This is a genomic window from Agrobacterium sp. B1(2019), from assembly GCF_008274755.1.
GTDB classification, from domain to species: Bacteria; Pseudomonadota; Alphaproteobacteria; order Rhizobiales; family Rhizobiaceae; genus Agrobacterium; species Agrobacterium salinitolerans.
Map to the genome: position 1 here is coordinate 271,660 of NZ_VTPB01000002.1, position 19,146 is coordinate 290,805.

The following is a 19,146-nucleotide window of genomic DNA, read 5'->3' on the forward strand; positions in this document are numbered from 1 at the left end:
TGGCAGACCTATTTCATTTTCACTCCACCGCTATCGTCAGGGGTCACAAACAGAGCGGGATTGATGAATTGCTACCGTGAAAGTTCCTCTCGCAAGTCCACTGTCGATCAGTTGGTTGCAAGCAGCAGGCTGTTGTTCACGAGTGTCGCCATACCTTTAGCGCAGAGATCACGATGACCAAGGCGAGGCTTGGTAGAAGCACAGCGCTAGGAATGAGCCCCAGAAGCTGTCCGCCGATGAACACGCCCAAAATCGACCCGACGCCCATGACTAGCAAGAACATCCGGTTGTTTCTGATAACGATAAAACTTTGATCACGACTGTAGCGAGCAAAGCCAACGATCATGGTCGGCAGGCTCACCGCCAACGCGAGACTTCCGGCGAGCTTAATGTCTGCTCCGAAAACAAGGACGAAGGTCGGTATAAGTAGTTCGCCGCCTGCAACGCCTAGCAGCGACGCGACGAAGCCGATGGCAAGACCTACGATCACGCCCGCAATGATCTGCGTAGTCCCGGTAACGAGTGAAGAACCTGTTACGATGTCGTGACTTGACACCAGCACGGCCGCGATTATGAGCAGCAATACGGCAATCACCTTGTAGAGCGCCTCAGACTTCAGTCGTGTTGCCCAACCCGCGCCGAGCCAGGCACCCGCAATGCTTCCGGCCAAAAGGTTTACGATGATCTCCCAGTGCGCCGCAATCTGGTCAAAGGGAACTGTGCCAGTTCGAAATGGCAGTGCAAAAACGACCACGACCAAGCTCATCGCCTTGTTGAGAATTACGGCTTCCAATGCCGCAAATCCGAATGGTCCGATCAAAAGAGGTAGCCGGAACTCAGCGCCGCCAAGGCCTATCAGCCCCCCGAGAGTACCGATGGCGACTCCTCCCAAAAATACTGCTAACCGATCGTTCAATGAATCCTTTGAGGTCGGATCAATCATCGCTTTTATTCTCCGCGATATCTCTTTGCATGATCCTGACGCGGTATCCCTGCATCTACAAAGAAAGCATTGAGGGTCTGGGGCAGCGCCGTTCCTCCATCTATTTGAAGATTGGAATATCGAGGTCGGGGTGAAATGGATACGACCTTGGCCAATCAAGAAGGCAACAAGGCTAGGTTCACAAGTACCCACCGCTCGAAGACAAAAAAATCGCTGATGCCTGGGCTCCGACGAACGTTGCCCGCGCTCATAATCCAACTCTGATCCAATCCTTTTAGATCATACGAATGAGCCGCCCGCAGCAGTAACTTGGTCCAAGGTATCGACATCCAAGAGCGCTGCAGGACCGATCTCAACACCAAGCACAGGTAATTTCGATACCTTGATAATATCCCGAGCGCCGACATCTCCACGAAGGGTCATAACCTTAGAAAGCAGGGAGCGCGGTAATACGACGGGGTTACCGGGTGTTTCGCCGCTAAATGCTCGGACGATCGATCTTCCTTTCTCAGCTAGGAAAGCTGAAATCAGTGTGTCGAGGTGATTCGACGTCAGCCCCGGCATATCAGCCAGCATCACGAGAACACCTTGGGAAGCCCTTGCCGAAGCCTGCGAACAGCCAACTACGAGTGAGGAAGCCATCCCTTGAGAGAAGTTTGGATTGAAAACGATATTGATCGGCAACCCATAAATCGCGCCCTCAATCTTTTCTCGCTCATGTCCCGATACAACTATAATTGTCGACGCTCGACTTGTTAAACCCACTATCACCGAGCGTCGGACCAATGGTATCCCATCAAATTCAGCAAGCAGTTTGTGATGGCCTTCTCGACCCATTCGGCTCGCTCGGCCGGCCGCCAGGACGACAATAGAGACGTCCGCCTTTGGTTGTCTGCCAGCCTCACACCCCATTCACGTTCACGCTTTCTCGCTATCCGTTTTAGTAGTTACGGCACCAAGGTTAAGCGCGCTGCGGCGACGTCGGCAACAATCGAAAGTGCCAATGAATTAGCGTCGCGCGCAGGGCCAAAGATTCCAATTGGCGCTTTGATCCTAGAAATTTGATGTGGGGCCATGCCAGTCATTACAAGACGTCGGGTTCGCTCACGGTGGGTACGCTCGCTCCCTAGCGCTCCGATGTAAAAGGCATTCGAGTGAAGTACGGCCTCAAAGATCGGAATCTCCTTTTCGATATCGTGATGGAGAAGAACGATCGCGCTGTGAGCATCTGTAGCTTCTGCGAAATCGAAGTTTCGTTCTGGTTTCCATAGGACATTGAAACCTGCTGCATCAGCGATCGCTTTCACAGCACGGGCCTCCATGCCGTTTCCTGAAATCAACAATCGTGTCGTTGGGCGATATACTCTCACAAGTTCACCGTTGCCCCATGACGTTCGTCTCGGCGGCGATACAACGGATAGACTTGCATCACGCGATGAGTACCGGAGTGCGACCGGGCTTCTATGCGCGAGTGCATGAACTACATGCTGTATTTGCGATACACCCCGCAGTACATGGATAGCAATCGTTATTCCTCCGCCACAAGGTAAGGCAATATCGAAGAAGCGTGAGCCTGCCCCCAGTTCGATGAGCCGATCTTTTCCCTCCGCAATAGCCAACAGCGCTTCCGCCGCTACCACCGCTTCGACACACCCTCCGGACACGCAACCGCAAAATCTTCCATCAGCAGCAATGGCGACGTGTGAACCGATCGCCCTCGCTGCTCCTCCTCTGATTTCCACAAGGGTCGCAAGCGCAGCGCCGCCCTGTCGAAAAGCATCCGCAGCAAATTTGAGGACTTCAGCATCGTCGTCTGCCACTTCCACTTTGACAGGCTCCCGAGACATCATCGAGAGTTCTTTGAAACTCATGGTCATATCTTTCCGCCGCAGGCTTTCGTGGTTAGTCTGGACACTTCGCGACCGTAATTCGCCAAGACGCTCGAGTGCCGCCAATGCTCTCCAGTCACGAGTGACACCTGCCTCGGCGACGGGCATGACACAGAACCGCTTCGGTGCCGCCCATCTCAACGGAGCAAGCGCCCCAGCTCGCGCTTTCTCATCCGGATTTCATAACATTGAGCTAAAGATGGCATCGGGCGCGACGTTACGCGCGTGAAGTGTCGTGAACTTCGGTGAATCTCGGTCAACCCATCACGCAAACTATTCCGTGCGCCCACTAACGGCACGTCGAGATACCGTAAGTCATACGCACCGGACCATAGCGCGCCGACTAGGCTGATTTGAACAAGGGACTGTCAAAGTCGGTCGACACCGACACGTCTCTCCAATTGGCGATAATGTGCTCGTCGGATTTATGTTTCGCCTCCAAGGCGGCAATCGTATCACTTCCGACTGGCAATCGTACCGGCGGCTCATCCGCATCCGAAAATTCGACAACCAGCCGCGCGAACCTCTCTGGATCGCCCGGTTGACTGTGGTTCAAGTTGGCTGCGTGTTCTCGGACAGCCCCTGCCGTCTGATCATAGTCAGCGAACCGGGTCTTGCTGACGGACAGCGAAGACGAATCCAAGAAATCTGTTCGGAAGTAGCCAGGCTCAATCACCGTCACGAATATTCCGAGAGGCAGGAGTTCGGCATGCAGCGCTTCAGACAAACCCTCCACAGCAAATTTCGTTGAGCAATATACGCCGAAGCCAGCCGATGCTCGATAACCTCCGATTGAAGAAATATTGAGTATCCGCCCCGATTGCTGCTTGCGCATTTGTGGAAGCACCGCGCGAGTGACCGTTAACAGCCCAAACACATTGGTCCGATAGAGCCGTTCGACTTCCTCCGACGAAGCCTCTTCGACGGCACCGAGCAACCCAAACCCCGCATTGTTGAGCAGGACGTCAATCCGTCCGAAGCGATCGACGGCACCTTCAACGGCTTGACGTCCTTGATCTTCGTTCGTGACATCGAGCGGGGCAGCCATCAAGTTTTTCCGTTCGCCGAACTTCTGGGTTAGTACAGCGGCATTGCGGGCCGTGGCAACCACGTTGTCCCCTCGCTCAAGTGCCAGTTCTGCGATGCGGGCACCGAACCCGCGGGATGCGCCGGTAATAAACCACGTCTTCATCTCCGCCTCCTGAAAGAATTGAACTGATATCCTGCGGTTACAATGTCGACCAAACACAGCGGATGGTCAGCTCTACTGCACGACCTCGACGGGAAGCCTTGTCCAAAGATCGTTAAAAGCAATGCTGTCGAAGAAAGCCGAAGCCCTGACAATTTTTCCTTCGTTTAGGTCAAGGAACCACGCATAGGTGTTCGCGTATGGCTTGCCGTCTTTTGCTGTCCCACTCGCGTCGAAAAACACGATGACGGTATCACCCTCGCTATAGATGTTGCGGATTGTGGGTCTTAGCCCGACACTCATTCGGGCATTGAACGGTCGAATAACTTCACCAATGAATGCCGCCTTACTGGAGTAGCTTTTGGAAGCGAGGGAGTTACCGGTGATAGTCCAGTTCACGTCGTCGGCCAAAAGGTCGTAGGGACTTCCTGTTCCACGCGCCCATGCCGCAAATGCACGTTGCACAATCTGCTTGTTCTCCAACTGGTCAGTCGCGTGCGCTACTTCCAAAAATGTCCCCGATGTTGCCAACGTCATGAGGACGGCTATCGCCCGGACAACGATATATCCATGGACGCCTGTTCGCCATATTCTGTTTCTCATCTCATTATTCCTTCTCAGGAATTCGCTTGGTTGTGAGAGCGAGGAGCGGAACCAGCCACCCTAGCTACGGTCAAATCTGATTATCCCAGGCCTTGAGTTGATGCTCCTTGAGCATGTCTTCGATGATTTTGGGGCAGACATTTCGGAATTTGCCAGTGTCAGCTGGAACGATTTCGATCATGCGATCGATCATTTCTTTAGCATCCATTCGACCCTCTGGCGTCGCAAAGAAGTCGTCGAAGCCTTTTCTCAGGTCCGCGCGCTTTGTAAAATTCTTGCTGTCATCCATCCATCGAAACGGATTGTCGGCCATGGTTTCGTTGTAACCAGTATAGTAAGCGCCGGGGTTGATAGTCTGGACTTTAATGCCGTATGCGGCCAGCTCCTGCTGCAGTGCTTCAGCGATAGACTCCAGGGCGTGTTTTGTAGAAACGTACGTGCCCCAGTTGGCTGGTGTGAAAAGACCACCCATTGACGAAGTGAAGACTATCTTCTTTCCATTGTGATTACCTTCACGAACCCATCGCTGGACGACACCTTGGGTCAAAACAAGGGGGAGGAAGACGTTAGTCTCGAAGTTGCGGCGTACGATGTCGACAGGAATCTCCCAGACAGGTCCTGGTTCGCCTTGTCCGGCATTGTTCCACAGAATATCGAAATCCCATCTCTGCGCCTGCTGGATATCGTAATGGTCGCTAAGGTCGAGCCGCTCAACACGGATTCTGTCAGTTAGGTTAAGTTTCTGGACCTCTTCTCGCATTGCCGTGACCATCGGTGAAACTTGGCAGGTTGCAATGATGTTGTGGCCATTTTTGGCCATCCCTATTGCCGCTTCTTTTCCGAAGCCAGCCCCCCCTCCAGTGACAAGGATTGTTTTCGGCATGCGTGTCTCCTTTCTTGAATGGTCATCAAGCGCCTTGGGGAACAGCTCTCAGAAGCTCGAGAGTAATGACATTGTTAAACTTGGTGACCCCGATGGGCGATTAGGGAATGAAAGGCTGGTCGAGCCGACCAAGGGGCCTAGTTCCTAGAACGACTGACATTTTGCGGGTCACGATGTCGGTCGTGGCAATATTCATCCCACCATGCGACGGGAGGGTTTCAAGGTTGTTATCGAAGCCGTCAAGGCGGCAAAGAAAGATGTCGCTTTAAAGTTGCCCGGCCCCTAAACGCTTTTGACTACGAGCCGCACGAATTGAGAAACAAAGCTCTCTCGCTCCATCAAGTCCAAAATGTAACCTCCAGTTCAAGCCCTCGATTTCCTCAGCATGGGCTAATTTTTGGTGGTGGCCGAGTTTAGTTCCGTGAAGCCCCGTGAATTTACGCTCAGTGAGATTGCTCCCAGGCTACTCCGAAACCATGATACTTTTTCAGCCCCTTGCAGGATTCGGGCAGCGGCAAATAAATATCAATCGCTCGGTAAGCGCAGTCATCACGCTTGAGTACTGACGATATACTCACGAAAGTAGTTGCCGACCCGACCGTGGTAGCCTCACCAGCCGGGAATCTCGTTGAGACGACCATCGAAGAATTCATACAACTGAGGAGCCGCAGCACTGGCAAACCGGGTCGTCCGACGATGCGGCACGGAGGAATCTCGGGCTCGTGTTATGTCTTGTTGGAAGCGTTCAGTCACAGCCTCAACCTCCATTGCCTCCAGCAACTTTCCCCAAGCGTAAGCGCGAACAATATGGTACGTCCGAAAAGTTCCATTGCAGCCGCCGACGATGAATGACTTGGCCACCAATTGGCTAAAAGCTGGGATACAATCGTGTTGCCTCACGACGGTCTCGTCCACGGCCACCGTGTACAGGTCCTCAAGCGTAAACAATCCGGGAAAGACGGAGGCCCGCCTTAACACCACCTTTTCAGTTTCGGACAGAAGTTCATACGCCCAATCGAGTGAGGACATCAATGTCTGCTGGCGTGGGACCGCGGTGCGCCTGCCATGCCATGAGAGTGCTAATCCGGCAGCACAGAGAGCATCGGTTTCCTCAAGACCGTGAACCACAAGGCGACTCGCTACCAACTCGAGAGCATGGGGCAACCCGTCGAGTTTAGTACAGATTCTCGCTAAGTAACGTGCCTCTTTATCCGTGCGCTCCGGTTCATATCCGGTCGCGACCGCGCGCTCCATGAATAATTGTGCGCTTGGATAACGCAAAATTTCTTCGGCCGAGACAGTGTGCACGTCGGCAGGCAATTCAAGCGGCGGAAGCGAATATACGTGTTCACCGTGAGCTCTCAGTAGCTCACGGCTCGTGACCAGCAATGCCAGGTGTGGGAAGCGATGACGAATTTCCTCCAAGAGGTCGGTCGTGGCATCTAGCAAATGCTCACAGTTATCAAACACCAACAGCAATTGTCTGCCTACGAGCGCATGGTAAATCGCTTCCCGTCGACATAAATCGCGATTTTCCGAGCCGAGCAGGAGCGCGAGGCTGGATTCCATCTCGTCAGACGTTCGGCTAGAGCCAACATCTACAAAGATCAGCCCATCCGTAAAATGCTGAGCGAGCTCTTCCGCTACAGCGACTGCCACCGTGGTTTTGCCGATACCGCCAAAGCCGTGAACCGTCACAAATCCTGATGCGGAAACCAAGTCCTTGATTCTAGCAATGTCCTTGGCTCGCCCTACGGGGTTGACGATCCGTGGTAAGGTTTGAACGCTAATATGGTTGAATAGTCTTGGCTGAGGCTGACTGCTTTTTGCAACGGTCGTAACAAGGCTATAGCCTCGTCCAGCAATATTTGCGATGTAACGCGCGCCTTCCTGTCCCTCGCCAAGTGCTTTACGGAGCTTTGCGACCTGCACGCGTAGGCTGCTTTCTTCGACATTGATGCCGGGCCAAACAGTTTGAACGATGCGCTTTTTGGCGACTACGCCGCCAGCATGTTCGCTCAGCAGAACGAGTATATCCAGCGCGCGACTACCTAGTTGAACTGGCATGCCATTTTTAAGCAAGCGTCGTTCAAGCGGAAAAAGTCGAAATGGTCCGAAATCGAAGTATTCCGGGCTAACGTTTAGCACCACCGGGGACGATACGGTCTCGTCAACGTCAGCGCATTTTGCCGGATCAACGACGTCGCTTGGGCTAAAATTTTTCGGACTTGCATCCCGCAACTTCGATAGGAGACTCGCATTCAAATTCTTCGACATCGCCTTACCGAATTCTGCTTCGCTTCTCATGGGTATCCCCCCGATCGCTAAACGCTTTCAGGTGAGACTAACCGATCCGTCGGCGGTGCAACCATTATGGTTTTCTATAAGAAGACAACGCGGTGAGACGCGATGTAGTAACTTTTTCGAGAGCAGCGCCGAGTCATAGAACCATGCGTCCTCAAATGGGGGGCACTCAAGGTTCATAGAGTGATGACCCTTCCCAGCACCGGCAAGGATGCGACGGCACTTAACAGAGAGGGCCAGCTGGCGGTACGCAGCTGGCCCTCTTTAGCAGACCAGCTAACCTGGACTGCCATCAAGCGCAGCGGGAGGCCTGCGCTATAATAATCGCGCACGTAGACAATGATCGGCCGTCAAAAATGCTCGTTTGCTTAGTGCAAAGCTATCGGACTTGCTCACGTCGTTCTCCACCGGTTTGAGCTTATCCGTAATTTTACGAAGTTTCGCGTGAAACGATGTTGAAACTCGATTAAAGGTGCTGCGCCAAATGGCATCCTTCACAAATCATCACAACGCAACATCATATAACGCTTAGCACCCAGGCTCCAGGCTTGTCCCAGTGCTACCGTTTCCCGTACTATTTCACTGAAATCAGACTGGGAGCTCCTCGCATGACATACGAGAATTTGGTTCGGAAATCCCGCGCGCCCAGGGAAGAGATTGAGGACGCAGGCTTATTGGTTTGGGGTAAGCGGTGTTCCGCCCCCACATTGTCTGCCGCGCACTGATCTGTGATCGACGTTCCATGGATGAGAGACAAGGAATTTCTCCATGGAATCTACATTGGAGGTTCTCACAACGCGGCGAAACAGGCGTGAGCCTCACCGCCATTGGCCTGACGAGGTCAAGGCACGGATCGTTTCGGAGAGCCTGAGACCAGGCGTGACGGTGAATGAGGTGGCTGAACGCTACGGGCTGAAGGCCAACCACCTGTCATCGTGGCGGACGTTGGCGCGACAAGGCAAGCTGGTGTTGCCAGAGCCGGACGATGCAGTCGAGTTTGCGGCCATCGTTGTCGATACTCCAGCGTCGGAGCCACAGGCCGTCAAGGTTGCTTCCCGCGCCGAGATTGTCGTAGGCCCTGTCACGATCCGTCTTGAGGAAGGCGCGTCTGCATCCCGGATCGCGGCTATCGCCCGCGCCTTGGCGGCAGCGACATGATCTTTCCGTCGAACCGCGTACGGATCATGGTGGCGACCAAACCCGTCGACTTCCGCAAGGGTCATGACGGCCTGGCGGCGCTGGTGAAGAACGAGCTACACAAAGACCCGTTCACTGGTACGGTCTTTGTCTTCCGGTCGCGCAAGGCGGACCGGTTGAAGCTGATCTACTGGGATGGCTCCGGAATCGTCATGGCCTACAAACGGCTTGAAGAGCACACATTCACTTGGCCGGGCATCAAGGATGGCTTGATGACATTGACCCACGCCCAGTTCGAAGGCCTGTTCGCAGGCCTTGATTGGCGGCGGGTTCATGCCGTCCAGACGAGGACGCCGGAGGCCATCGAATAGCTGCGGCACGATGACTCAGCGAGGCAGATTCCGAGGGCAAATCGGTTCGGGATTTGGTAGTTTCCGGCCATGCTTGATGCCGCCGACCTTCCCGATGATGTTGCCACCCTAAAGGCGTTGCTGATTGCGGCGCAGGCACGCGAGGCAGCCAAGGACGTCGCGATAGCCAGCAAGGACGAGCATATCGCCCGCAAGGATGAGCGGATCGAGCGGCTTGAGAAGCTGGTCGCAGCGTTCAAGCAGGCAGCCTTCGGACGCAAATCCGAGAAGACCGATCCTGACCAATTCGACCTGGCGCTGGAAGACCTGGAGACGGCCATGGCTGTCATCCATGCCGAGGATGAGGCGGACGTTCCTGCAGGAAACAGGATCGCCAAGCCACGTGCGATCAATCGCGGCTCCCTTCCAAAGCATCTTCCGCGTATCGAGGAGGTGATCGAGCCAGAAAGCCTGATCTGCGCCTGCGGTGGTTGCCTGCATTGCATTGGCGAAGATGTCGCCGAGCGGTTGGACGTGATCCCAGCACAGTTCCGCGTGATCGTCACCCGCCGCCCTAAGTATGCCTGCCGTGCCTGCACCGACGGGGTCGTTCAGGCTCCGGCACCAGCACGGCTGATCCAGGCTGGGCTGCCGACGGAAGCCACCGTCGCCCATGTTCTAGTGTCCAAGTACGCCGATCACCTTCCGCTCTATCGGCAGGCGCAGATCATGAGCCGCCAGGGCATCGATCTCGACCGATCAACACTTGCCGATTGGGTCGGTCGGGCAGCCTATGAACTGCGGCCCGTCTTCGATGCACTGATCGCCGACTTGAAGCGCTCGACCAAGCTGTTCATGGATGAGACCCGTGCTCCGGTTCTCGATCCCGGTTCCCGCAAAACCAAGACCGGATACTTCTGGGCGCTGGCGCGGGATGATCGCCCATGGGGCGGCGGTGCTCCGCCAGGTGTCGCCTTCACCTATGCGCCCGGTCGCGGTGGCATTCATGCCGAACGGATATTGCAGGGCTTCTCCGGCATCCTGCAGGTCGATGGCTATGCTGGATACAACAGGCTGATCGCCCCCGAGCGTGTTGGTCCAGACATTCAGCTCGCTTATTGTTGGGCGCATACCCGGCGGAAGCTGGTGGAGATCACCCGCAACGGCTCAGCGCCCATTGCTGAAGACGGCGTCAAACGGATTGGAGAACTGTATCGCATCGAAGCCGACCTGCGCGGCCTTGATCCTGAAGCTCGCCTTGCAGCTCGGCAGGAACGATCAGCGCCACTCGTCGCAGACCTGCATGGCTGGCTTGTCCATCACCGCGCCCGTGTCTCCACGAAGTCCCCACTCGGCGAGGCTTTGGCCTACATCGCCAAATATTGGGACGGCCTGAAGCTCTTCCTGACCGACGGGCGCATTGAGATCGACAACAACAGTGTCGAGCGGACTATCCGGCCGATTGCGCTGAACCGGAAGAACGCACTCTTCGCAGGGCACGACGCTGGAGCAGAGAACTGGGCGACCATCGCCTCGTTGATCGAGACGTGTAAGTTGAATGGCGTTGATCCGCAGGCCTACCTGACAAAGGCGCTCACCTCCATCATCAACGGCCACAAGCAAAGCCAGATTGGTGAGTTGCTACCGTGGAATTATCCGCGAGGCGACGTTATCAAAGGCGTCTAGGCGTTCGTGCTTGAACCGCCAGAGAGGCCAAGGCATGCGGGACATATGCGTCATATTCGATCTGGATGGGACGCTTGTCGATAGCGAGGTCATTTGTATTCAAGTGCTGGCCGATCTGCTGCCAGACTGTTCTGATCCTGTTGAACATCTGCTGCAGCGTTACCGAGGGGAGAAACTCTCTTCGATCTTTCAGGACATCGAGGACCGGTTATCCAGAACGCTGCCATTGAACTTCGAGGCGATTTATCGCGCCACCTTGTCGAAACGCTTTGCCCAAGGTCTGCAACCCATTCCCGGGGTTTTGCCGATGCTGGAACATTTGAAACACCCACGGTGTATTGCCTCGGGCGGGCCGCCGGACAAAATCATCCAGACATTGGAATTGAGCGGGCTAGCCCCATACTTTGGCACCGATTTCTACAGTTCGTATGACGTCGGAAGCTTTAAGCCCGATCCCGGCCTGTTTCTACATGCCGCGCGCAAGATGGGATTTGAACCCCACCAATGCGTGGTGGTCGAGGACAGCCTCGTGGGCATCCAAGCGGCAAAGGCTGCAGGAATGGTAGCGCTGCTGTACAGCCCATCGCCACCCAATCATCCATATGGAGCCGACGTCACCTTCGCCGACATGAAGGAACTAACGACCATCATTTCCAGCTTCGAGGGATAGCGTTTGTCAGGCGACGTGCCAGTGAGACACCGCTTACGGTTTGGGACCTCACACAGAACTTGATCTATGCTGATACTACGGTCGCCAAGCTTTTCGGGCTGGACGCACGAGAGGCAGGAATGGGGTTGCCTGTCGATGCGTACGTCGCCAGAGTACATGACGACGACAGGGCAGCATTTGTTAAAGCGCTGAGCATTACGATCGTTGCCGAACATCAGCAGCACGAAGTCTACCGGGTCAACTCCTCAGCAGGACGTTATCGTTATGTAGTAGGTTTCGGACGCACGTTTCGGGATATAGCTGGTTCACCCATCTTTTATTCTGGCATTGTTGTGCCTGCATGCGCCACCGCTGTTAACAGTCAGGTCCTGGTGAACTTACATTCGTAGATTTGCGGATGTGAAGCCTGCAAAGCGAGACTACCCAACCGCTAATCGCTGACGGAATTGATCAAGGAAAGCCTCCGCTTTTCGCAAGTCTTCACTTCCGCCACCCTCGTCGAAACTTCGGTAAATTTCGATCAGACAGCTAACTGCCGCTCGCTCATCGCCCCGGTCGAGATAGTGTTCCGCAAGACTTATTGCTGTTCGCAACTGCCATCCGAGAGCGCCCTGTTGTCTGCAAAGAGCCATAGACGCATGAAGATCAGTTTCGTATGGCAACCCGAACCGCTTCCTAATCACCCCCCTCAATCGCAGAAGTTCCGGTTCGCACCATTTCTCTCCGGAAAGCCGCGCGCGAGAGAGGGCCTCTTCTATGGCAGCAATTGCTTCGCCAGTCCGGCCACGCTTCGCTAATTCATCGGCATAGAACGCAAGCGCCCTCGAAAAAACCGGCGCTCGATGCGCCCTCCTCAGTTGACCCAATGCGTCATATAAAATTTCGAGGCCGACGTCGTTTCCTCGCTTCAATTGCAAAATGCCGCTGAAGCATCCACCGATGGTGTGCCAGACATCTAACCCGTTACGGGCGGTCCGGCAAAGTGCAAGCTGGCTGTAGTGCTCTAACAGTGAGAGATTGCCGACATTCCAGGCGACCTGGCACCCACCCTCGGTAAGTGCGTAGGAAATCGTCGCAGGATGCCCTATCGCGATTGCGTCTTCCACATTACCGATGGCCAATCCAATGGCCTTGTCGGCGAACCCTTGCAGCCATAAGGCCTGCGCAAGAAAGCATCGCGCAGTGATACGCTGGTGGAATTGGAATGAAACAACATCCCGTCCTGCATGGGGGCTCGACGCCACCCGCTCGGCAAGCCTTCGAGATACCGCAAATTCTCCTTGGAAAAAATGCGATATCGAGGACATACGGTCTGCATTGACCAGCACGAGCGGATCATTGGACTTCCTGGACAGACGCGAGAAACGTTTGCTCAGAATAGAAGCGGATACGAAATCACCACGATTCCGGGCGTCGACCCACAGACCCCATAGAGACTTTAGGCGGTTACCGATGTCTCCCGTGCGGCCAGCTTGCCTGTAGACTTCGGTCCAGGCTGATCGAGCGTCTTCCCCAGCCCCTTGAATGTTCATGTATGCGCCGCCGAGTGCGACGTAAAACTGAAGGATGCGCGCATCGCCCGCGCCCCGATCGCTCATTCTTGAGAGGATGCGTTCGACGTACATGCGGCATTCACCCACGAGTGAGTGTTCAAACCACATCGGGATCGCGGCCAGTGTGAGGTTAGCCACTGTCTCCATCAGTTCGCCATGTTCGGAAGCCCAGTCCAACGCGCCTCGAACTTCGTTGAGCTCGTGCTGGGACTGTAAGGTCGCGCAAACAAAGGGAGACTCGCGCCGTTGTCTTAGCATATTCTGAACATAGGTAAGGTGGCGCGATCGAGCGATATCCTCTCCTCCCCGCCGCCTCAACAACTCGTATGCGTAAGTTCGCGTTGTATCAAGCAAGCAGAAGTGCTGACGGTCGTCGACAACGACCACATTGAGCATCGATTTTCTGTAAAGCTCATTTAAACCGTTCATCACGTCTTGATCGACAAGGTCAGGATGACCTTCCCCCGCAACGGCCGTCGCGATCTCTAAAACAAACGGAGACTTCAGTACGGACAAGTTCTGCAAAAGTTCCTGCTCGTAGTCAGTGAGCGTAGAAAAACTCCATTCGATCGCCGCTCGCATTGTCCGCTGCCGTGGAACGCCCGTACGAAGTCCTCCGGTCAAAATCCCTAGATGTTGATTAAGGGCTGAAAGAAGGTGGTCGACTCCAAATTGCCCTACCCGGGCAGCTGCTAGTTCGATCGCGAGAGGAAGTCCGTCCAGACGAGCGCAAATACGCCCTATCGCCCCGATCGTTTCTGGCGCAAGCGTTAGAGCACACCCTGCGCCTGACGCCCGTTCCAAAAAAAGCTCAATTGCAGGATACGCCTCGGCGGTAACAAGCTCGTCAGCATCGTCCATCCGGGGGAATGCCAGCGGTGGTAACCGTGTGACCCACTCTCCCGAAATTCTCAGTGAATCCTGACTCCCCACGAGCACTTTTAGATTGGGTGCCTGCAGTAAAAGCTGTTCAACCAAGTCTGCAGCTGCATCAATCATGTGCTCGCAGGTATCTAAGACGAGTAAGCCATTGACGCCTGATAATGCTCGCAGCACCTCACGTGGATCGGCATCCGATTGTTTAACCCCAACCGACCGTGCGACATGGGCGAGCAAGAGCCTCTCGTCCTGTAAACCACCGAGGTCAATGTAGAAGACTTCCCTACGTCCCCAGCTATCCCAGCGCGCAGCAATCTCTTTGACCACACCAGTTTTGCCTATACCGCCTGGACCAGTGACGGTAACAAGTTGATGGTTTAGTAGCCGCTCGGACACCTCTGCAATCGTGCCGGCGCGGCCGATCAGCCTTGTTCTCGTGGGAAGCGCACTCGTTGTTTCCGCAAGTCCCGAGCTCAGACGGAGGCCCGTCCGTTGCGTGGGAACGATCAATGAATACCCTCGCCCACTTCTATTCACGACAAAACAGCCACTCCCGGATTCCGTTAGCGCACGCCGCAGGTTCTTGATTTGCACACGAAGTGTGTTCTGCTCGACCGTCGTATTGGGCCAAACAGCCTTCATAAGCTCGTCTATGCTTACGGTCTGGCCCTGTCTACGAGCAAGATAAAGAAGGATATCAAGGGCCCTCGAACCAATCTGAGCTGGCTTCCCATCGGCCATCAATATACGCTTTTTCAGCAACAATTGGCATTTGCCAAGATTGATTGCATCCACATCCATCTCGCTGTCCTCGACCCTAACCATCACTGTGGTTGTCGTTTTCAGCGCATAGCCTCCCATCATCGAATACTCCGGGCAAGTGAATCGATGTTGCCTGTCAACGCCCGACGTACTTAGGCTTACGCTTTTCTCGGAAAGCCAACCTTCCCTCACGCCGATCGGCGCTATCCCTGAGGACGCCCCACGCTAGCTCAGACATCCGAAACGCCTGCTCAATCGGGAGGTGAGCAGTCTCCGATGCCAACATCTTTACGAGTTGAACGGCAAGCGGGCCGTTTGCGGCGATCGTCCCAGCGACATTCTGCGCGACCGCGTCCAGTTCCTCAGTCGGCACAATTTCCGTTGCTAACCCAACTTCGTAGGCTCTTACCGCTTCAATCCGCTCTCCCGTCAATAGCATTCGCATTGCAAGGTTTTTGGGAAGTGCCCGAAGGATGCTAGGCACACCGCCGCCAGCCGGAAGGCTAGAAACGACCACTTCCGGAAGACCGAACGAGGCATCTTGCGCCGCGATGATGAAGTCACATTGTAACGCGAGTTCCAGTCCCCCGCCGAGACAGAATCCGTTCACGGCCGCGATCAGGGGCTTTTTGATTTCAAGAGACTTGAGATCAAAAAGTTTTACGTACAAACCGCGTTCCGAAGCGGCGAGGCGCGATAAAGCGAACGCTTCCACAAAACTGTGGTCAGATTCGATTGTGGCCCCTAGATCAGCGCCGACGCAGAAAGCTCGTCCTACTCCCGTCAGGACCATCACCCTGACCGAAATGTCGTCGTTGGCCGTCGCGATCGCTGCTCGAAGGTCGACAAGATGTTCGACATCCAAGGCGTTTAGCTTCTCGGGACGATTGATTGTAATTGTGGCAATGTGATTTTCGATTGTCGTTTCAACTGACATGTTCCCGCCTCATACGCTCGGACTCGATAGCGAACGGCCACCGCACACGTAGAGCAGCTGTCCAGTGATGTAGGAGCTCTCTCTAGCGATAAAGAAGAGCACGGCCTGTGCGATATCGTCTGGCGTTCCAATGCGTTGCATTGGAACGCTCTTCTTCAAGCGTTCCTGGACATCATCTGCGAACGTCTGAAACAGAGGTGTCTCCACGATTCCCGGAGCAACCGCATTGACGGTGATACCCTGGCTTGCGAGTTCGATCGCGAGACTACGTGTAAGACTAACGACTCCTCCTTTAGCGGCTGAATAATTCGCTTGCCCAAATCCCCCAAGCCACGCTCTGGATGAGATATTTACGATGCGGCCAAACTGCTGTTCGATCATCGTCGGCACAACGCTTTTGCAAGTGAGAAACTGCGACTTGAGATTGGTGGCAAGCACACTATCCCAGTCGTCCTCTTCCATCTTGACCAACCTACGGTCACGCACGATGCCGGCATTGTTGACCAGAATGTCGATTCGACCATGACGCTCCCGAACCTGACGGACTGCGTCTTCAACTTCCGCACGACTTGTGATGTCCGTCTTTAGGCCGGAGACTCGCTCTACGCTATACGAGCGCCTTAGTCCGTCTACGGACGCCTGCAGCGCGGCGGGGTCAAAGTCCAGTATCGCAACGTCGTGGTTTGCTTCGAGGAGCTTCTTGGCGATGCCGAGGCCGATGCCGCGCGCCCCTCCGGTGACAATCGCTATCTGCTTATTGCCCATGTCAAACTCCCAGAATGTGTACGGCAGATGCAGCATGATCTACGCCAGCAATGCCGCCGCCTGTGCATTGCGTTAAGCCGATCTTGGGACTTTCGATTTGCCGGCCGTCTGCACGTCCTTGCAGCTGCCAGGCAACTTCAACCATCTGAGCTATCCCGGTCGCGCCGAGAGGATGGCCCTTGGCGAGAAGACCGCCGCTCGGGTTCACTGGAACACGGCCACCGAGAGCTGTTTCGCCGCTTCTCAAAAGCGAAGCTCCCTCACCATGCGCTGCAAGCTGAAGCGCCTCGTAGTAGATGAGTTCAGCTATCGTGAAGGCATCGTGCAGCTCCACGACCCCAACATCTCGAGGGTCGACCCCCGCCTGTTCGTATGCCATGTTCGCAGTGCGCGCTGTAATCTCCGCATCGAGTATGTCGTCGCAACCGAGTTCCTGGTAGCCCGACTGAACAGCAGACGCCAATATTCGAACTGCCGGAGTGAAGCTCAGCGGCCGTCGGGTGGTGAGAACTAGAGCCGCAGCGCCGTCCACCGCCGACGGGCAGCACTGCAGCAGTGTCAGAGGCTCCGCTATTTGACGAGAGCCGAGAACCTCTTCAACGGAAACTTTAGTTCGCTGCTGGGCAAGCGGATTGAGTGCGCCATGCGAACGGTTCTTCACCGCGATCTGCGCGAGAATTTCGGGAGACTCGTCGCGCTCATACAAATAGCGCGAACCGCGCATCGCATAGACCGTCGGGAGGGTCATACCTTGAGCAGCGTAAAGCTCGGTCTTGTAGTCGTTGCGCTGAAGCGGAATCGTTCCACCGCCCAGTTTGGTCAACTGCTCGACGCCAAAGACCACGACCGTTTCGTAAAGACCAAGCTTGAGGGCCTGACATGCGAGGTGGACAGCTGTCGCTCCGCTCGCACATGCGTTTTCGACGTTGTAGAGGGCGGGTCCCGTTATACCCATGTCCCGCATAAGCACCTGACCGAGTACCATTCCGCCGTACACGTTGGAGGCATAGATCGCCTGCACCTCCGACTTGGCAACCCCGGCGTCTTTGAGAGCGTCAAATACGGCGCGTTGCGCAAGGTCTTGCATGCCCAAATCTGCGTAACGCCCAAACGCAGTCATTGCTGCACCGGCGACGTACACTTCTGCCGACATCATTTCCCCTCCTCTACGACCGTGAAAAAGTAGGTTGTGTTCGGGTTCCCGTCTGCATGGACATGCAACTTCGAACCGATGACGGGCTTTTCGCCCGGCCGAAGATGTAGGCGTCCAAACACACGGACATCCTCAGGAAAATCCGCATAGACCAGCGTGAATGGCGGCTTGCCCATCTTTGGATTTGGGTGAATCGTCGTATGGCTGTAGAGTGTCGCTTCGGTCGAAAGCGTTATCGGCTCGAAGCGATCAACCGACGGTGAAGTTGCCGGAAGTCTTGGGAACACGCCCTTGCCCGTCTCTCTATCGCGGGATGCCTCAAGTCGAACGAGATCGTCGCGCCCTCCAGCCTCATGCCGGTGAGCTACCTCAATCGAGGTCATGTGATTTCCTCCACAAATGCGATGTATTTCAGTCGCAGCAGTTTACCCAACAGGCGTCGTTGTTAAGAACGACAAAGCGGGGTATGGGTGTTGACTAAAAGACAACATCTAAACTAAGTTTCCCCATGGACACGCTACCCCCGCTGAACTCCCTGAGAGCGTTCGAAGCAGCCGGCCGACTGCAAAGCATACGTCGTGCCGCCGAGGAATTGCTCGTGACGCCCGGTGCGGTAAGTCGACAGGTCCAGCGCCTCGAGACCTTTCTTGGCATTAAGTTGTTCCGTCGCGATCCGCGCGAGATCGTATTGACGGTAGAGGGCGAGCAATATCTGGCTGCAGTCAGCCGTCATCTCGATGCAATCCGGGAGGAAACGCAAAAGTTGACCGGGAAGAGGGCTAAGGAAATATTGCGTGTCAGAGCGTACACCACTTTCTCTATGAAATGGCTAATTCCGAGACTTCGCACGTTCTCAGATTCCAACGGTTCTACAGAGGTGCGGCTTACGACATCCAACGAAACAGTGGACTTCGAGCGCGAAAGTGTGGATGGCGCAGTACGACTAGGTGACGGCAATTGGCCCGGGCTTGAGGTCGATCGACTTATGCGCAACGAATTGGTGCCGCTTTGCAGCCCCGCGTTTGCCTCCGAGCACGTGATCCGAACTACAGACGACCTCCAATCCGTACGCCTTTTACACTCGCTTGTCCGTCCGGACGATTGGCGGTTTTGGCTATTGGCTGCTGGCAATGAAGAGGTCGACCCCTATGCGGGTGATAAGTATGCCAGTTCCACCTTGGCATACCAAGCGACTCTGGAGGGCCAGGGAATAATGATGGCCCAGAAAGCCCTTTTCCTCGACGATATTCGCGTGGGGCGGCTTGTCCAACCCATCGACTTCAGTCTCGATAGGAGCGACTTCACGTACTACTTTGTTTACCCACGCAACCGCCTTAGAAGTCCTGCATTCCGTCGTTTTCGCGAGTGGTTGCTCGCTCAGGCCGAACAAGCTGATCGAGGCGACAACCAGACCGAATAGTTCGAGCTAACGGAGGGGTCGCC

General features: G+C 55.1%; 18 protein-coding genes. 6 read left to right on the forward strand and 12 right to left on the reverse strand.

The window, feature by feature from the left end:
- Nucleotides 1–136 precede the first annotated feature (136 nt).
- The 7 genes from AGR1_RS16150 to AGR1_RS16180 all read right to left on the reverse strand — a co-directional run bounded on the left by AGR1_RS16150 (nt 137) and on the right by AGR1_RS16180 (nt 7,814).
- Nucleotides 137–943: a sulfite exporter TauE/SafE family protein gene (locus tag AGR1_RS16150; protein ID WP_149147548.1), complete on the reverse strand. Its 807-nt coding sequence runs from the start codon at nt 941–943 to the stop codon at nt 137–139.
- A gap of 279 nt (nt 944–1,222) precedes the next feature.
- The gene (locus AGR1_RS16155; protein ID WP_149147549.1) at nt 1,223–1,855 is read right to left on the reverse strand and encodes a nucleotidyltransferase family protein; all 633 of its coding nucleotides are present in this window, start codon (nt 1,853–1,855) and stop codon (nt 1,223–1,225) included.
- A 35-nt stretch (nt 1,856–1,890) separates the two neighbouring features.
- Nucleotides 1,891–2,814, reverse strand: coding sequence for an XdhC family protein (locus AGR1_RS16160; RefSeq protein WP_149147550.1), 924 nt, complete (start codon nt 2,812–2,814; stop codon nt 1,891–1,893).
- 361 nt (nt 2,815–3,175) lie between these two features.
- The gene (locus AGR1_RS16165) at nt 3,176–4,024 is read right to left on the reverse strand and encodes an oxidoreductase (RefSeq protein ID WP_080837115.1); all 849 of its coding nucleotides are present in this window, start codon (nt 4,022–4,024) and stop codon (nt 3,176–3,178) included.
- A gap of 72 nt (nt 4,025–4,096) precedes the next feature.
- Nucleotides 4,097–4,558 (reverse strand): nuclear transport factor 2 family protein, encoded by a 462-nt coding sequence (locus tag AGR1_RS16170; protein WP_149147995.1) that lies wholly within the window; start codon nt 4,556–4,558, stop codon nt 4,097–4,099.
- A 136-nt stretch (nt 4,559–4,694) separates the two neighbouring features.
- Nucleotides 4,695–5,507: an SDR family oxidoreductase gene (locus AGR1_RS16175; protein WP_149147551.1), complete on the reverse strand. Its 813-nt coding sequence runs from the start codon at nt 5,505–5,507 to the stop codon at nt 4,695–4,697.
- A 609-nt stretch (nt 5,508–6,116) separates the two neighbouring features.
- Nucleotides 6,117–7,814 carry a winged helix-turn-helix domain-containing protein gene (locus tag AGR1_RS16180; protein WP_149147552.1) on the reverse strand — a complete coding sequence of 566 codons (1,698 nt, stop codon included), beginning with the start codon at nt 7,812–7,814 and terminating at the stop codon, nt 6,117–6,119.
- A 765-nt stretch (nt 7,815–8,579) separates the two neighbouring features.
- Between AGR1_RS16180 and AGR1_RS16185 the strand changes: the two genes are divergently transcribed.
- From AGR1_RS16185 to AGR1_RS29620, 5 genes are all read left to right on the forward strand, one after another.
- The gene (locus AGR1_RS16185) at nt 8,580–8,969 is read left to right on the forward strand and encodes a transposase (RefSeq protein WP_046799294.1); all 390 of its coding nucleotides are present in this window, start codon (nt 8,580–8,582) and stop codon (nt 8,967–8,969) included.
- Nucleotides 8,966–9,319: an IS66 family insertion sequence element accessory protein TnpB gene (gene tnpB / locus AGR1_RS16190; RefSeq protein ID WP_046799293.1), complete on the forward strand. Its 354-nt coding sequence runs from the start codon at nt 8,966–8,968 to the stop codon at nt 9,317–9,319. Before AGR1_RS16185 ends, tnpB begins: the two co-directional genes overlap by 4 nt.
- A 69-nt stretch (nt 9,320–9,388) precedes the next feature.
- The gene (locus AGR1_RS16195) at nt 9,389–10,984 is read left to right on the forward strand and encodes an IS66 family transposase (RefSeq protein WP_046799292.1); all 1,596 of its coding nucleotides are present in this window, start codon (nt 9,389–9,391) and stop codon (nt 10,982–10,984) included.
- Nucleotides 10,985–10,994: 10 nt separating this feature from the next.
- A complete protein-coding gene (locus tag AGR1_RS16200) occupies nt 10,995–11,654 on the forward strand; it encodes an HAD-IA family hydrolase (protein WP_205758561.1) in 660 nt (219 codons plus the stop codon).
- On the forward strand, nt 11,651–12,043 hold the full coding sequence (locus tag AGR1_RS29620; protein ID WP_281406449.1) for a PAS domain-containing protein: 393 nt from the start codon (nt 11,651–11,653) through the stop codon (nt 12,041–12,043). The genes AGR1_RS16200 and AGR1_RS29620 overlap by 4 nt, the downstream gene beginning before the upstream one ends.
- 30 nt (nt 12,044–12,073) lie before the next feature.
- Here the strand turns inward: AGR1_RS29620 and AGR1_RS16210 are convergent, their stop codons facing one another.
- The 5 genes from AGR1_RS16210 to AGR1_RS16230 are packed head-to-tail and all read right to left on the reverse strand — an operon-like array spanning nt 12,074 to nt 18,086.
- Nucleotides 12,074–14,950 carry a winged helix-turn-helix domain-containing protein gene (locus AGR1_RS16210; protein ID WP_149147554.1) on the reverse strand — a complete coding sequence of 959 codons (2,877 nt, stop codon included), beginning with the start codon at nt 14,948–14,950 and terminating at the stop codon, nt 12,074–12,076.
- Nucleotides 14,951–14,984: 34 nt separating this feature from the next.
- Entirely contained in the window at nt 14,985–15,785 is an 801-nt protein-coding gene (locus AGR1_RS16215; RefSeq protein ID WP_149147555.1) for an enoyl-CoA hydratase-related protein, read from the reverse strand.
- Nucleotides 15,786–15,794: 9 nt separating this feature from the next.
- The gene (locus AGR1_RS16220; protein WP_246669665.1) at nt 15,795–16,586 is read right to left on the reverse strand and encodes an SDR family NAD(P)-dependent oxidoreductase; all 792 of its coding nucleotides are present in this window, start codon (nt 16,584–16,586) and stop codon (nt 15,795–15,797) included.
- A complete protein-coding gene (locus AGR1_RS16225) occupies nt 16,552–17,706 on the reverse strand; it encodes a thiolase family protein (RefSeq protein WP_246669666.1) in 1,155 nt (384 codons plus the stop codon). Before AGR1_RS16225 ends, AGR1_RS16220 begins: the two co-directional genes overlap by 35 nt.
- Nucleotides 17,703–18,086 carry an OB-fold domain-containing protein gene (locus AGR1_RS16230; RefSeq protein WP_149147556.1) on the reverse strand — a complete coding sequence of 128 codons (384 nt, stop codon included), beginning with the start codon at nt 18,084–18,086 and terminating at the stop codon, nt 17,703–17,705. Before AGR1_RS16230 ends, AGR1_RS16225 begins: the two co-directional genes overlap by 4 nt.
- Before the next feature lie 125 nt (nt 18,087–18,211).
- Between AGR1_RS16230 and gcvA the strand changes: the two genes are divergently transcribed.
- Nucleotides 18,212–19,123 carry a transcriptional regulator GcvA gene (gene gcvA, locus AGR1_RS16235; RefSeq protein ID WP_149147557.1) on the forward strand — a complete coding sequence of 304 codons (912 nt, stop codon included), beginning with the start codon at nt 18,212–18,214 and terminating at the stop codon, nt 19,121–19,123.
- The last annotated feature ends 23 nt before the right edge of the window (nt 19,124–19,146 follow it).